The organism is Siphonobacter sp. (genome assembly GCF_048595215.1).
GTDB lineage: Bacteria > Bacteroidota > Bacteroidia > Cytophagales > Spirosomataceae > Siphonobacter.
On the sequence record NZ_JBMDWJ010000259.1, the window covers coordinates 1 to 15638 of the forward strand.

Genomic DNA, 15638 nt, shown 5'->3' on the forward strand with positions numbered 1-15638 from the left:
ACGCCGAATTCAGTTACGATCCTTACCGAAGTGGCCCGGTCCTGTATAAAGGGGACCAATCTATCCTTATTGCCTGAAACAGAAGCGACGTACCCTTACTAGACCAGCAAATAGCACCTGTCGCCCCGACGTATACGTTAATTTTTGTGTTCGTAATGAATAGGATAGTGTTAATCACGGTTTTCGTCGAAGGTAAAGGACCCAGGCTTTACTAATAAAAAGCTGCCTCATTTGCTGGAATTTAGGGTTGGTATGAGCATTCACGATACCGATTAAAAATTTTACGAATTAACATCTATTTTTTTTAAGTGTCTTGTTGACGCTTTAGAAAACTTTAATAGATTTGCTATTGTATTATGGCAATGAAAAATTGAATCTTCCCTATGATCCTTGAACCGCGGCAAGGAAGCCATACTATGAAAATTATCCACCTATAACCTCTATCAAATAGTTTTTCCTAACAGATTACCCATTAATCTCTAAAACCAATTTATCCTTTACCACTAGGCATCTCTATTCATCTTCCAACCGGAGATGGGACTGGTATTGTTGGGCCCTAACCCTCCAATTGTGCGTTCCATCGTTCCGATTACTACACTGAGACTATGCTTCCTTCATAGCCTCCCAGGGATCCTATTTCCAAATTTTTCAGCAAGTGGTTTTAACGCTAAACACATGAAAGAAAAACTATTTCCATTCTTAAAAGTGTCATTTTTACACTTATTGACGCTTTGTTCCCTACCAATGTCGGCCTGGGCCTTGGTAGAGACCGAAGAACGGATTACTCAGCCTTTAATCGCTGTAAAACCAGTCGCGAAGCGACTAACGGGCGTAATCAAGGATGAGCAGGGGCAGCCCTTACCCGGTGTGAACGTGTCCATCAAGGGTACTGTTAAAGGCACATCCACGAATGCGGACGGGGTTTATAGCATAGAAGGGGTGCAGGATGAGGATATACTGGTGTTTTCGTACATCGGCTACCTGACGAAAGAACTGAGCGTTGGCAATGCGACCGTACTGGACGTCACGCTGAGTGCCGACACGAAAGCCCTTGATGAAATCGTCGTGGTGGGTTACGGTACGCAGAAAAAGGCTACCGTTACGGGCTCCATCAGTAGTATAAAGGGGGATGCCATCGTGCAGGTACCCGTACCGAACATTACGCAATCACTGGCGGGACGTGTCTCGGGGGTCAGTATGCGACCCAACGGCGGTCAACCCGGTAATGATGATCCCGATATTCACATTCGCGGGATTGTGACGACGGGTAATAACCGTCCGCTGGTCGTGGTGGATGGCGTACGGCGGGACAACATTCGTCAGGTGGACCCAGCCAGTATTGAGAGCGTGACGATCCTTAAAGATGCGGCGGCCGTAGCTCCGTACGGGATTGGGGGAGCTAACGGCGTAATTCTGATCACCACTAAACGGGGTAAATCGGGCAAGCCCCAGGTACGCTTAAGCTCTTCGTACGGGTTTCAGAATCCGACGTATTTGCCGAAAGTGCTGAATGCGAAAGATTACATGGCTTTGCAGAATGAAGCTTATCTGAATCAGAATCCGGAAGGAACGAGCCTACCGAACGACCCTAATCTGGTGAACAATTATGATCGTTTACACGAAGAAGATCCCTGGAAATATCCGAACTCCAACTTTGTGAAGGCTTTCAACAAGAACGTTCCCATTCAGAATCACGTCCTGGAACTGAGCGGTGGTACCGACAACGTTACCTATCACGCGGGGCTGAGTTATTTTGATCAGAAGGGGATTTTCGATCCGGTGGGTTACAAGCGGTACAACTACAATTTGAGCGTAGAAATGGCGGCAACCCGGACGACCAAGATTGGAATGTCCTTGCTGGGAAGTATTGAAAATACGAAAGATGTAGATGCTGACGAATCCACTTCAGGCCACTTATTCCGCAGCTTTTACAAATTTCTTCCGACGCAAAGCCTGATTTATCCCGAAGGCGACAAGTGGGGTGAGTCGTCGGCGAGCACGCCCATTGGCGTACTGCGTTCGCCCGGTTATCGTCGTAACAATGCCAATACCTTACTCGGAACCCTGTTCGTAGAGCAGCAACTTGCCAAGGGACTCAGCGTGAAAGGTGTATTCAGCTATGATCCCTGGCAGCAGAATACCAAGCTCTGGCACGTACCCTTCGTCTACCACAAGATCGATTTGACTTCCCAACCGTACACCTACACCGATGCCATTTCGTTGCAGGAAGGAATGGGACGGCCTTTCCGCTGGCTCGGCTTGGAAAATACGCGGCGTACCAATTATACCACGCAGGGGTATTTGAACTATACGGGTACGTTTGGCTCGCACGCCATTACCGGATTAGCCGTAGTAGAGATGCGGAAAACGACCCAGGAATCCATGACGACCCGACGCAACAACTTCGCCATTGGCATTGATGAGTTGAGTTTCGGGAGTTCCGACAAACTGGATTACGACAACTCCGGAACCTCTTCGACGGGCAGTGAGCTGGGGTTCGTGTATCGCTTAGGTTATACTTACAAAGATAAACTGAGTCTGGAAGCCGCCGGACGTTACGACGGTCACTATTACTTTGCTCCGGGCAAACGCTGGGGATACTTCCCCGCTTTTTCAGCCGCCTGGCGAATTTCCGAGGAGTCGTTTCTGAAGGATGTAAGCTTTATTAATGAATTCAAAATCAGAGGTTCTTGGGGAAAAGCAGGTATGTTGGCGGGTTCTCCCTTCCAGTACCAGGCGGGCTATGATTTACGCGGAGCAGCGTACGCCTTTGGCAACGGTACGCTGGTGCAAGCCTCTTCGGTTCCCCGGGAGCCTAACCCCTACATTACCTGGGAAATCTCCACGAAAACGGATATTGGCTTCGACCTGAATCTCTGGAATTCACTGCTGAACGTGGAATTTGACTACTTCCACGAAAACCGAACGGGTATGTTGCTGGCTCCCCAGGTAACCCTACCCGTTGAATACGGATTGTCGTTGTCGCAGGAAAACAAAGGCCGCATGAACAGTGACGGCGTTGAGCTGAATATTGGTACCCGTCGTAAAATCGGTAAGGATATTGATTTCTCAGTCAACGCTAACCTGACGTATTCCATCAACCGGATGCTGGAAGTATTCCAGACGGATGCGGAAGCCCGTAACCCCAACCGGACTAAAGTGGGCCGGCAATTCGGTACGCCGTACGGGTATAAGTCAATGGGTTTATTCAAGACGTCGGATGATGTCAATGGCGACGGCGTAATTGATGCCAAAGATGGCTACAACGTTACCCAATTCGGAGCCTTGCATCCGGGTGATATTCGCTACGCGGATCTGAGCGGTCCGGATGGTATTCCGGATGGAGTCATCAATGATTTTGATTTGACCGTCATTGGAAATCCCGTGTATCCCGCTCTCACCTTTGGTATCACGCCGAGCATCAACTGGAAGGGATTTGACCTCTCCCTCTTTTTCCAGGGTAGTGGCAAGTCGAGCCTGAATATTCGCCAATTCCTGACGGTTCCTTTCGAGAACAACGGCAGCAATACGGGCTATGAGTACTTAGACAATCGCTGGACTCCCGAGCGTCAAAATGCCAAATATCCCCGGTCTACGCCGGCTCCGTACGCCAACAATACCAAAGACAGCGACTTCTGGATGGTCAATGCCAGCTACCTGCGTCTGAAAACGCTGAATTTCGGGTATACGCTGCCGAAAGCACTGCTGGGAAAAGCCCACATCGGCTCTGCCCGGGTGTATTTCACGACGCAAAACCTGCTCACCTTCAGCCGCATCAAGCACGTCGATCCCGAGATGGGCTACACGGATCGGGAAACGGCCTATCCGGTGATGAAAGCCACGACGTTTGGAATTGATCTAACCTTTTAATTGAACCTATACTATGAATCGCTTCCTTACCAATGCCAGGGTACTTGGACTGAGCCTGTTGGTGCTTACCCTGCCCATGTCGTGCGAAACGGATAAGTTTCTGGAGAACGTCAATAAAGCCAATTTAACGGATTTGACGCAGTGGGAGTCGGAAACCAACGCGGACGTTTTCCTCAATGACGTATATAGTCAGATTCCGAATAAGCTCAATCAAACCGAAAGCCTTGATTACTATACAGATGACTACAACATCAGTCACTACTACACCGCCGCCAACTGGCGAATCGGCATCACGATCGTTCCCTCGACTAGTACCGACAACCCCTGGGGAGGTACGCACGGGCCTACGTATGGCTACACCTGGGAGAATTTTTTCGTGAAAATTCGGAAGGTAAATACGTTCATCCAGAAGATTACGGAAAACAAAGCCAATTATTCGGAAGCCTACTACAATAAACGCATGGACGAAGCCCGGTTCCTGCGGGCGTTTTTCTACAGCGAATTTTTTGTGCACATCGGCGGCCTGCCCATTTTGACGGAACCGCTGGATCGGACCAAAATGAGTACCGAGCAATTGCAAAAGCCCCGAGAGACCTTTGCGGATACCTACAATTTCATCGTCAGTGAACTCGATCAGGTGGTGAAAAATGGGAACATGGACGTGAAGTACAGCCTCTCCCAACGCGATGCCGGACGGGCGACCCTCGGAGCGGCCCTGGCTCTGAAAGGCTGGGTAGAGCTTTTCGCGGCGAGTCCGCTGTTCAACACCGCGACGCCTTATTTATCCGATCCGGGAAAGTTCGTCCATTTCGGTAACTATGATCCTTCCCGCTGGGCTAAAGCGGCGGCTACCAACAAAGCCTTTATCGACACGTACGGGAATGGTAAAAACTACAACCTGTTTCCGGATTTGAAAAACCTCTGGCGTACGGCGAATGAGTACAACTCGGAAGTAATCTGGGATCGTCAGGTGGTAGCGAACGTGGCGAACATGGGGGGCAGTTACGAAAGCCGGGGCGGCCCAACTTACGTGCTGGGCGAGTACCGTTCCTGGGGAAACTACAATCCGACGCAGGAACTGGTGGACCAGTTTGCGATGGCGAACGGTAAACCCATTACGGATCCCACCTCAGGCTATGATCCGCAAAAACCCTACGTTAACCGGGAGAAGCGGTTTTATGACTTCATTGTGTACGATGGTGCTCCCTACAAACTGGACTGGATGCCCCGGGCGGATACGATCTACACCCGTATCGATTTGACGTTACCGAATCCTGACCGTACCAATCAGATTGACCTGGCGGGTAAAACGGACGTGGGCGATTCGGGCTATTACCAGAAAAAACGGCTCAATCCTGACGCCGCTCCCGGCAATGATGCTAGTGGTCAGAACTATATTTTCTATCGCTACGCCGAAGTACTGCTCAACTACGCCGAAGCCCAGAACGAAGCCACCGGTCCCGATGGAGGCGTATACGACGCCATCAACAAAATCCGGGCTCGCTCCGAACTGGCTCCCTTACCGCAGGGCTTAACCAAAGATCAGATGCGGGAAGCCATTTACCGGGAAAGAAGGGTGGAGTTGTGTTTCGAAGACAAACGCTTCCTCGACAACAAACGCCTGGCGAAGGCCGCTGAGGTGATGGGTAAGCCCCGTCATAACATGGTCATTCGCAATTCCGTACCCGCGAATAATTCAGGGGTTTGGGTGTACACCATCGAACCCGAGAAGAAGTACACGGTGAAGTTCGACAAGAAGCAGTACATGAACCCGATCCCGCAGAACGTCCTGGATCAGAATCCGGGCATCAAACAGAATCCCGGGTACTAGTCGTCAGGGGAGGCCTTTCATTCTTCTGGGATGAAAGGCCTCGCTTGTCAGGTGCTAAGTAATTCTTCTCTTAAACGCTTGTTACGAAAGTGTCTAACGGAAAAATAGAAGCGAAATCCTTATCTCATTCTTATTGGTCATGAATCTCATCAAGCTAAACTTCTGGATAGGCCGACGAAAAAAAGGGGTGTTACTAGCCCTTTGGGCCGTCTGCCTGCCCGCAACCTTGCTAGTTGCCCAGACAAATAAAAAAGTTGCCGTCAAAACGGCCTCGCCATCGGCAAGTACCAAGCGAATTCTGGTGTTTTCGAAAACATCGGGATTTCGTCACGCGTCCATTCCGGCGGGCAAAAAAGCCCTGCTCAAGCTGGGTAAGGAGCGGGGTTTTCTGGTCGATACGACGGAAAATGCAGCGGCCTTTGAGGAATCCAACCTCAAACGGTACAATGCCGTAGTCTTTTTGAGCACCACGGGCACGATTCTCGATGCCTCGCAGAAGGCCGCTTTTGAGCGGTACATTCAGGCGGGGGGCGGTTATGCCGGTATTCACGCGGCGGCCGATACGGAGCATGACTGGCCCTGGTACAATCAGCTGGTCGGAGCTTACTTTCTGAGTCACCCGCAGCAGCAAAACGCGGAAATTGAAATCCTGGATTCCAGCCATCCGTCCACTAAAATGCTGCCCAAACGCTGGAAGCGATACGATGAATGGTACAACTACAAGAGCATCGTGCCCGAAATTAAGGTACTAGGCAACCTGGACGAGAAAACCTACAAGGGAGGCAAGAACGGCGACAATCACCCGTTCATCTGGCACCGGGATTTTGATGGTGGCAAATCCTTTTATACGGGAGGTGGCCATACGGATGAATCCTTCAGCGATACGCTTTTTCTACAGCATATCATGGGTGGAATTGAATCGGTTTGGTCGAGTCAGTTAGACTACAAAAAGGCCCACACGCATCCGTACCCCGAGGAAAACCGCTTTGTGCACGAAGTGTTGAAGGCGGGTCTGGATGAACCTACGGAACTAGCCGTACTGGACAACGGGAAGGTGCTTTTTGCGGAACGGAAAGGAGCCTTGAAGCTGTACGATCCCGGCAAAAAAACGATTAAAACCGTTGCGAACTTTCCGGTGTATACCAAGTTTGAATACGGCCTGATGGGACTTAACATCGACCCTGATTTCAAGCAGAATAAATGGATTTACGTCTATTATTCACCCAGTACCGGAAACACGCCCGCCGATACCGCTCAGCACCTTTCCCGCTTTGTGTACGACGAAGGCCGCGATACGGTCATGATGAATACGGAAAAAGTACTCTTAACCGTACCCGTCAAACGGACGGGCTGTTGCCATACGGGCGGTTCGATTGCCTGGGATCGGAAAGGTAATTTATACCTGTCGACCGGCGATGATACCAATCCTTTCAACTCAAGCGGCTACGCTCCGATGGACGAACGGGCCGAACGCAGCGGTTGGGATGCCCGGTATACGTCCGCTAATACCAACGACTTACGGGGTAAAATCCTGCGTATTCATCCCGAGCCGAATGGTACGTATACCATTCCCGAGGATAACCTGTTTGCCGCGGGAACGGAGAAAGCCCGTCCTGAAATTTACGTCATGGGGAACCGAAACCCGTATCGCATTGCGGTGGATCAGCGTACCAATTATCTCTACTGGGGCGAAGTGGGTCCGGACGCGGGGCAGAATAGCGAACAGTTCGGTCCTCGCGGGCACGATGAAGTAAATCAGGCCCGGAAAGCCGGGAACTTCGGCTGGCCGCTGTTTGTCGCCGACAACCGCCCTTACCGGGCCCGTAGTTTCGGAGATAGTACAACGAAAGCCTTGTTTGACCCGGCCAAGCCCATCAATGATTCACCCCATAATACGGGCCTGAAAGAATTGCCAGCGGCCCAGAAAGCTTTTATCTACTATCCCTACGCGGATTCTCCCGAATTCGGTCCCATTGTGGGAAAAGGAGCCCGAAACGCCATGGCCGGACCGGTGTACTATTATGACGACTATCCCGAAACGGCGGTTAAGTTTCCCCGATACTACGACGGGAAGTTGTTTGCCTACGACTGGACGCGGGACTGGATTCACCCGGTAACCATGAATCCGAACGGCGATTACGTGTCCATGGAAACGTTCATGCCGAACACGAAGTTTTCGCACGTCATCGATATGCAGTTTGCCAAGGACGGCTCTTTGTATACGATTGAATACGGTCAGCAGTGGTTTACGGCCAATGCCGATGCCCGACTATCCCGAATCACCTACAACACCGGAAACCGCAAGCCCGTAGCGAAAGCTATCGCTAGTAAGCTAAACGGAGCCGCCCCGCTGACGGTGAAGTTCGACGCCCGCGAATCCATCGATTACGACGGCGATGCTTTGACGTACGACTGGAATTTTGGTGGCGGAATCCCCCGGCAAAAAACCGTTACCCCAAGCGTTACTTTTCAGAAGCCGGGTACGTATCCCGTCACCCTGAAAGTAAGCGACCGCCTGGGGAACTCGGCTACGACCAACCTCACCATTAAAGTAGGCAATGCCGAACCGCAGGTAGAAATTGTCTTAAAAGGCAATAAGACCTTCTACTTTCCCGATCAGCCCATTACGTATGCCGTCAACGTGAGCGACAAGGAGGATGGAAAAATCCAACAGGGTATTACCGAAGATGAGGTGACCGTCACCATCGACTATCTGGAAGGCTTCGACAAAACCATGCTGGCTCAGGGCCATCAGGCCAATACGGGAGCTTCGACGGGCAAACGACTCATTGATTTAAGTGACTGTAAGGCCTGCCATACGCTGGATAAAAAATCAGTGGGTCCTTCGTACATCGATGTGGCCAAGAAATACCGGGGCAATGCCCAGGCCGAGCGGAAGCTGGCCAGTAAAGTAATCGCTGGTGGCGGTGGTGTATGGGGCGAACAGGCCATGAGTGCTCACCCCCAGCTCAAAGAAGAGGAAGCCCTGGACATGGTGCGGTACATTCTTTCACTGGCGAGCAGAAAGCCCGTGAATCGGCAACCCGTAGCGGGCCAATACAAGCCCGTATCGCAGAAAAAGGAAGGTTCGTACGTACTGACGGCCAGCTATACTGACAAAGGAAACGGATTGATCGGTCCCCTGACCAACTCATCCACGCTCGCCTTGCGTTCACCCTACCTGGAAGCCGGAGCGGCGGATGGGAAAAGTGAAGTAGTGGTGTACGAGATTACGCCGAAAGTTCCTTACGCAATTGGCCTGAAATCGGGCAGTTATCTGCTGTACAAGGGGATTGACCTGACCTCCGTGAAAGAGATTACGACCTCTGTCATTGCGTCTAAAGAGCGATTTGCCGGGGGGGTCTTAGCCGTACACCTCGATTCACCCACGGGGCCCTTGGTAGGAGAAGTGGAGGTGCCTCAGGATAATAAGGGCGAATTGAAGATCCCGCTCCGGCAGGAGATGACGGGTATCCATCAACTATACTTTGTCTTCAAAAATCCGTCTGCGGGGCAGAAACCCTTGTTTGCCTTCAATAAAATTAATTTTCTCGCTTCCAACTAATGCATCAGGCCCCGGAGAGTCATCGGACGTTCCGGGGCCTGATGCGTTCTGAGGATTCGTACCATTTTGGCTACAGGATTCTCCAGTTTTACTACAAGCCCAAACGGTAGGTAGCGGAGCTTTGTCTTTCGAAAGATGAAACAAAAAGAAATGACAAAGACGATTTTTATTACGGGTGCTTCGGCGGGGATTGGTAAGGCTACGGCAAAATTATTCGCGAGTAAAGGCTGGAAGGTTATTGCGACCATGCGTAAGCCGGAACTGGAGCAAGAGCTAACTCAACTCGAACAGGTGACGCTGCTGCCCCTGGACGTAACCAATCCCGAACAGATCAAAGCAACGACGCAACAGGCTCTGTCCTCAGGCGATATTGACGTCGTATTCAACAATGCCGGATACGCCTTGCTGGGAGCCTTGGAGGCCATCCCCGATGAGGAGCTAGTTCGCCAGATGGATACTAATTTTCTGGGGGTAGTCCGGGTGACGCAGGCGTTCATTCCGTACTTCCGCGAGCGAAAAAGTGGCCTGTTCATTACCACTGGCTCATCGGCGGGTTTGATGGGTTTTCCGGTAAGTTCTATGTACGACGCCAGCAAATGGGCCCTGGAAGGCTGGAGCGAAAGCCTGTCCTTCGAATTGAACGCCTTAGGAATCGGTATCAAAACCATTGAACCCGGTATGGTAGCCACCGAAATCCAGAACCGATCCGTGATGGCCTCGCATCCGGATTACGATACGCTGTTGCACAAGTTTATGACGGCCATCACGTCTAGTCCCAACGGTTCTACGGCCGAGCAGATCGCGGAAGTGGTCTACGGAGCCGCTACCGATGGAACGAATACGCTGCGGTACGTATGCGGTGAAGATGCGAAAGCTTTGTATGCCCAGCGACTGGCCGTGGGGGATGAGGCCTTCCGGGAAGGAATCAAGCAGATGATTGCAGAAAATTAATTGGATTCAGGAATTACTGGGTCGGTATTTCGGGTTACACCGAAGTATCGACCTCTAGTTATCAAACCATGAAAGGGGAACTTAAGCCTAAACCACGCGTCTTCCATTCCATCTCCGATATACACCGGACGTTTGGTTTGCCGCAGCCCAGCCACCCGCTGATCAGTCTGTTGGAGTATAGCAAAGTCCAGCTGACTGCGGCAATGCTGACGCCCACGTTTTTGATGGACTTCTACCATATTACCTTCAATGCGTCGGCGGGGTGTTCGATGAGATACGGCCAGACTACTTACGACTTCGACGAAGGCGGACTGTTTTTTACTGCACCGGGACAGCCCCTGTCTGCCGTTGAAACGTCCGTAGCGACGATGGGCTTTACGCTACTGATTCATCCCGATTTTCTACGGAATTATCCGTTGGATACCAAAATCAAAAACTACGGGTTTTTCTCGTATGCTGTTAACGAGTCCTTACACCTTTCCGACAAGGAAAAGACCATCATTACGTCCATTGCCCGGAATATGGGCGACGAGCTGGAAACGGCCATTGACGATATTAGTCAGGATGTACTAATCTCCTTACTGGAATTGCTGCTGAACTACAGTCAGCGATTTTACAAACGCCAGTTCATTACCCGAAAGCCCCTCAACAACGCTTTACTGGAGCAGTTAGACCGGATTTTACATCAGTATTTCAACGATAAAACGGCCTTACTACAGGGCTTGCCGACCGTTCAGTTTCTGGCTGATCAACTGAATGTATCACCCCGCTACCTCGGCGATATGCTGCGTACGCTGACGGGCCATAATACTCAGCAACATATTCATTTAAAACTGATTGAAAAAGCGAAGGAAATACTCACCCTCAGTAACCTGACGGTAGGAGAGATCGCCTATCAGCTGGGATTTGAACACCCGCAGTCGTTCAGTAAGCTGTTTAAATCAAAAACTAATTTGTCTCCACTGGAATTTAGGGCGAGTTTTAATTGAGGTCTACGGTAAAAAAGTGGTCTGGAAGTCAGCGTAGTATCAGTCGTGAAATCCTTGAGTTTACAAAACAACTACATTCTTACTAGACCATTCCACGCTAACCAGCGGACCGTTCCGGAGGTATTTCCCGAGCAAAGGACCGCTTGAATTCCAACGGGGAAACGTTCGTTTTAATCTTGAATAACTTACTGAACGATTGCGGATGCTCGAATCCTAATTCATACGCCACTTCACTGATTGACAACGTGCTCGCTGATAGTTTTTCCTTCGCTATTTCAATGAGCTTGCCGTGAATGTGCTGCTGGGCATTTTGTCCGGTCAGCGAACGAAGCAGATCACTCAGATAGGTGGGCGAGTAGTGTAACTGCTCAGCCAGATACTGAACCGTAGGAATACCCGAACGTAAAGCCGTTCCGTCGTAAAAATAGCGATTCAGTAGCTCTTCTAGTTTGGGAAGCAACTCATGGCTGACGGGTTTACGCGTGATGAACTGACGCCGGTAAAATCGGTCAGCGTACGTGAGCAGGAGCTCGATTTGAGCAATGATTACTTCCTGGCTCAATTCATCGATCCGACTGTTTAGCTCCTCTTCCATATGCTTAAAGACGGATAGAATCGTCGTTTTTTCCTGGTCGGAAAGGTGCAGGGCTTCCGTAAGGGAATAGGAGAAAAAGCCATACTGCCGGATCTTTGAAGCAAGGGGAAACCCCTGTAAGAAGTCGGGGTGAATGAGCAGGGCATACCCCGCGTGATCAGTCGGTTCCCGATCCCGCCCCATGAGTTGATTGGGAGCCGCAAACAGCATACTTCCTTCGTCAAAATCATAATAACCCTGACCGTACCTCACCCTTCCGCTGTATTGGGTGATGAACGTAATCTTGTAAAAGCTCAGCACGTCATACTGGGGAAGTTTGTTCGTATCGAACTGCTGATTCGTATTATCCAGTAAACTAATCAGCGGATGCAGGGGCTTGGGTAAACCCAAATACCGGTGCACTTCCGCAATGGATTCGAGTTTGATTGGAGTAGGGTGGTTCATTTTATGAAATTGCGTTTTTCGTTCCGCAGGTACGTCTGGGTTTTAGTTTCTGGACACTCGTGTAGAGACTTGCTAACAACGATTAACTAATTGTTAGCAGATCACTATATCGTCCTGTTAAGACGGATGGTTTTTTAGTCCATATACATTCCATGTCGGCACGCCCGCCGCTCTTTTCATCCTGCTCTGGGCCACGCGTTGCGGATGAAAAAGGCGGCTTTTCGCGATAGGACGGGGCCCGGTTCTATGCCCCCCATGAAGGTATCCAGTTAACTTCTAACAATCTATTATTAATAGATGAGAACCTCTCACGCTCCTGAGCAACGGAACAGCCGCAATGCGGTGGCCTGAAGCGGGCTGTCGTCAGGCGTGGAGAGGTCCAGCCTGGAAGGCTTAGGAGCTATTATTCGGCCGTACCTGCGGGACCAAACTCCGTCTGAGTAAAACGACATCACTAAACTATCGTATTTCTCTTTTTAGTATAATGAATTTTAAGCTTAACTATTTATCCCATAATAAACTCTCTTTACCAGGGAATCTCCCCCGTCTCCGGATTGTGATACTCACTGATAAACCGACCCGTAGGGCCGTCCGCTCCGATGAGGGCATACTTAACAATCCGTTGGCCCGCGTTTTCAGGACTGTCATCACCCCGGTGGTTATTAAAATCGGTAGCCGTGAATCCTGGGTCAACGGCATTCACCTTGAAGGGGGTGTCTCGCAGTTCGTAAGCCAGATCAATCGTGTACATATTCAAAGCCGCTTTCGAGGGTTGATAGATCGCTGCTTTGTGGTGATAAAATCGCCAGTTAGGGTCACTGCTTAACGTCAGCGAGCAACCACTGGACGATACATTGACAATGCGGGGCTGTTCGGCCCTTTTCAGCAGATCGATAAAAGCCTGCGTCACCCGAACCACTCCGTACACATTGACATTGAAGGCCTCCTGCATGCGATCCAGGGATAAAGTCAGGGCCGATTGAGGCATCCCGCCGTTAATACCCGCGTTGTTGATTAGTACGTCCAATACGTCCGTTGTAAGGCCAATCGCCGTGCGGGCCGCTGACACGGATTGCGAATCGCTGACATCCAGCAAAATAACCTCCGCCTGATCCAGCCCTTCGGCTTTTAGTTGTTCCAGAGCTTTCCGTCCGTTTTCAAAATCGCGACTGCCCAGATACACAAAGTAACCCCGTTTCAGTAGCTGACGTGCTGTTTCTAAGCCAATACTTTTATTGGCACCGGTAATGAATGCTTTTTTCATGTTCATTGAAATCAAGTGAGAAAATCAGGTAGTGGAATGTTCGCAGTAGGGAACCGATAAATGGCTTCGGACCAGCCGTGAATTCCTTAAAACCACCTGACAAAGGTCCGGAGTATTGAGGAGGCGGACGTAGCCTAATTCCGGAGATGCGTAGCCAAAATGAGAAAGTCTGAGTAAGTAGCTCTTTTGCGATATACAACAGACATTGTTCTCTGTGAAATTGAACGTTTAGCCACACTTTTTGAACGTTATCCTATGTTCCGCTGCCTTGCGGCACGTCTACCTTTGTAGAACCAAAGAACATAAAATAAAGTAGACAATGAGCTTAGAATCAATGACTAATGCCGGGACGTCATCCGCAACATTTACCTTGAAAAGTACAGAGCTGAGTGGACAGCTAACCAACTCACAGTACTTCAATGGGATGGGCTTTTCGGGAGCAAATCAGTCACCTCAGCTTTACTGGGAAAATGCCCCCAGCGAAACGAAAGCCTTTGCCGTAACGATGTACGATCTGGACGCCCCAACGGGAAGCGGACTCTGGCATTGGGTGGTTTTCAATATTCCGGCGGAGGTACGGGAACTCCCCTCGGGAGCTGGTGATCCGGCGAACAATCAATTACCGGAAGGGACTCTTCAAAGCAATACCGATCTGGGTACGCCGGGTTACGTAGGGGCCGCCCCACCGGAGGGGCCCGCCCATCGGTACCTGATCACCGTTCATGCCCTAAGCAAAAAGCTGGAATTGGATGAAAAGGCTACCCCTGCTTTGGTGGGATTTAACCTGCACTTTGCAACGCTGGCGAAAGCTTCACTGCTAGCTTACGGACAAAAACACTAGTTGACTAGGTTTCCTAACATCTAACACCAATGAACACACGAGAGCAGATGTTAAGGCAGTTTCGGCTGCTGACCGACTGGTATATTTCGGTACTGGAAGACATCAGGGAAGAAGAGGGGAGTCAAGTAATAAGTGAGCATACCAATAGTCTAGAATGGATTGCGGGTCATTTACTGATCATGCGGACCAGAAATACCGTTCGTCTGGGGCAGTTGGTAGAAGCCTATCCGTATCTGGACCTCTTTGTCGATCCAACCCTGCCGCCGCCCCAGTTCATACCCTTTGACCGAAGCAAAAAATACCCAAGCCTGACGGACTTGGTACAGGATTGGCTCCGGTATTCCAACCGCTTCATCGAGACGCTCGAAGCCGTAGACGACCGAGTGTTACAAACGGAAATCCCCTTGCAGGGGCCCACGGGTGGTACCACTATTGAAGACCTGTTTACCTCGATGGTACTACACGAAGCCTTTCACATCGGGCAAATGAGCATCATTCGAAAGGCACTCGGTTACCAGGCCATGTACTGGTTTCGTCGTCAGGAAAAGCAGAAACGAAGTGGTATCCTGAACGAAGTGTAAAGACCATCTTCTACAGATTTAACCTGGAATCAGGAACGGAAGGCATTAAAGAAAGCATTAAACGACTGAAACCTGATCCAATTCTTGAGGGAACGGATTGGGTTTTAGGGCGTATCCTTACGAAGCAAATGAAAACCACCCGTATACAAAACGAGCAAGCCTCCACGGATGCCGACCTAGAACCCGTTTCGATCTTTAGTTATGCGTCCCAGATCGATGGGAGCCGGAATCGGATTACCCTCCATCAGCATCTGTTCAGTTTCTTGCTGGAAGGCGAAAAAACGGTTTACTATCCGGGGGCAACGGTGAAGATCAACCCCAATCAGTTTCTCCTGCTTTCGGCAGGAAATTGTTTGATGAGCGAAAAAACTGTCGCTCCGGGAGGCAGCTACCGGAGCATGCTCATTTTCTTCGATACGAACGTGCTCATTGATTTTTTCAGTCGGCATCCCGACATGCCTGCCACGAAAATCAGCGAACGACATCAGGAGCCCGTTTTGCTTTTTGAGCAAGATGCTTTCCTGCAGCATTTCATTGAATCGCTGGGGTTTATGCTAGCCGGAGGCCAGTCTATTTCTTTAAACAGGCGGCTGGTAAAACTGGAAGAGTTGTTACTGTACTTGGGTGAAAACTATCCCGGACAGTTACAGAAGTTACGTATTCTCAGTCAGCAGGCCGATGATGAAAGGCTGATCCGGCAGGCGGTA

General features: G+C 50.3%; 10 protein-coding genes. 8 read left to right on the plus strand and 2 right to left on the minus strand.

Features of this window, described 5'->3' with window-relative positions; translation table 11 throughout:
- Positions 1-675: 675 nt before the first annotated feature.
- The 5 genes from ACOJTG_RS15950 to ACOJTG_RS15970 all read left to right on the plus strand — a co-directional run bounded on the left by ACOJTG_RS15950 (position 676) and on the right by ACOJTG_RS15970 (position 11206).
- Positions 676-3870: a SusC/RagA family TonB-linked outer membrane protein gene (locus tag ACOJTG_RS15950; RefSeq protein ID WP_420154736.1), complete on the plus strand. Its 3195-nt coding sequence runs from the start codon at positions 676-678 to the stop codon at positions 3868-3870.
- A gap of 13 nt (positions 3871-3883) precedes the next feature.
- On the plus strand, positions 3884-5701 hold the full coding sequence (locus ACOJTG_RS15955; RefSeq protein ID WP_420154737.1) for a RagB/SusD family nutrient uptake outer membrane protein: 1818 nt from the start codon (positions 3884-3886) through the stop codon (positions 5699-5701).
- Between the two features lie 139 nt (positions 5702-5840).
- On the plus strand, positions 5841-9266 hold the full coding sequence (locus tag ACOJTG_RS15960; protein WP_420154738.1) for a ThuA domain-containing protein: 3426 nt from the start codon (positions 5841-5843) through the stop codon (positions 9264-9266).
- A 150-nt stretch (positions 9267-9416) separates the two neighbouring features.
- On the plus strand, positions 9417-10217 hold the full coding sequence (locus ACOJTG_RS15965; protein ID WP_420154739.1) for an SDR family oxidoreductase: 801 nt from the start codon (positions 9417-9419) through the stop codon (positions 10215-10217).
- Positions 10218-10285: 68 nt separating this feature from the next.
- The gene (locus tag ACOJTG_RS15970) at positions 10286-11206 is read left to right on the plus strand and encodes a helix-turn-helix domain-containing protein (protein ID WP_420154740.1); all 921 of its coding nucleotides are present in this window, start codon (positions 10286-10288) and stop codon (positions 11204-11206) included.
- Between the two features lie 97 nt (positions 11207-11303).
- Here ACOJTG_RS15970 and ACOJTG_RS15975 read toward each other — a convergent pair whose 3' ends face one another.
- Positions 11304-12245 carry a helix-turn-helix domain-containing protein gene (locus ACOJTG_RS15975; protein ID WP_420154741.1) on the minus strand — a complete coding sequence of 314 codons (942 nt, stop codon included), beginning with the start codon at positions 12243-12245 and terminating at the stop codon, positions 11304-11306.
- 526 nt (positions 12246-12771) lie between these two features.
- Positions 12772-13509, minus strand: a complete 738-nt coding sequence (locus ACOJTG_RS15980; RefSeq protein WP_420154742.1) for an SDR family oxidoreductase — start codon at positions 13507-13509, stop codon at positions 12772-12774.
- A 370-nt stretch (positions 13510-13879) separates the two neighbouring features.
- Between ACOJTG_RS15980 and ACOJTG_RS15985 the strand changes: the two genes are divergently transcribed.
- The 3 genes from ACOJTG_RS15985 to ACOJTG_RS15995 all read left to right on the plus strand — a co-directional run.
- Positions 13880-14350, plus strand: coding sequence for a YbhB/YbcL family Raf kinase inhibitor-like protein (locus ACOJTG_RS15985; protein ID WP_420154743.1), 471 nt, complete (start codon positions 13880-13882; stop codon positions 14348-14350).
- 29 nt (positions 14351-14379) lie between these two features.
- Complete coding sequence (locus ACOJTG_RS15990; protein WP_420154744.1) at positions 14380-14931, plus strand: DinB family protein; 552 nt, start codon at positions 14380-14382, stop codon at positions 14929-14931.
- Positions 14932-15059: 128 nt separating this feature from the next.
- A partial coding sequence (locus ACOJTG_RS15995; protein ID WP_420154745.1) for a hypothetical protein occupies positions 15060-15638 on the plus strand: 579 nt, incomplete at its 3' end.

What these genes read in the sequence shown, in the direction of transcription:
- ACOJTG_RS15990 (WP_420154744.1), top strand. Translation starts at nt 14,380, where the DNA reads ATGAACACACGAGAGCAGATGTTAAGGCAGTTTCGGCTGCTGACCGAC.
- ACOJTG_RS15955 (WP_420154737.1), top strand. Translation starts at nt 3,884, where the DNA reads ATGAATCGCTTCCTTACCAATGCCAGGGTACTTGGACTGAGCCTGTTG.
- ACOJTG_RS15970 (WP_420154740.1), top strand. Translation starts at nt 10,286, where the DNA reads ATGAAAGGGGAACTTAAGCCTAAACCACGCGTCTTCCATTCCATCTCC.
- ACOJTG_RS15960 (WP_420154738.1), top strand. Translation starts at nt 5,841, where the DNA reads ATGAATCTCATCAAGCTAAACTTCTGGATAGGCCGACGAAAAAAAGGG.
- ACOJTG_RS15965 (WP_420154739.1), top strand. Translation starts at nt 9,417, where the DNA reads ATGACAAAGACGATTTTTATTACGGGTGCTTCGGCGGGGATTGGTAAG.
- ACOJTG_RS15975 (WP_420154741.1), bottom strand. Translation starts at nt 12,245, where the DNA reads ATGAACCACCCTACTCCAATCAAACTCGAATCCATTGCGGAAGTGCAC.
- ACOJTG_RS15950 (WP_420154736.1), top strand. Translation starts at nt 676, where the DNA reads ATGAAAGAAAAACTATTTCCATTCTTAAAAGTGTCATTTTTACACTTA.
- ACOJTG_RS15980 (WP_420154742.1), bottom strand. Translation starts at nt 13,509, where the DNA reads ATGAAAAAAGCATTCATTACCGGTGCCAATAAAAGTATTGGCTTAGAA.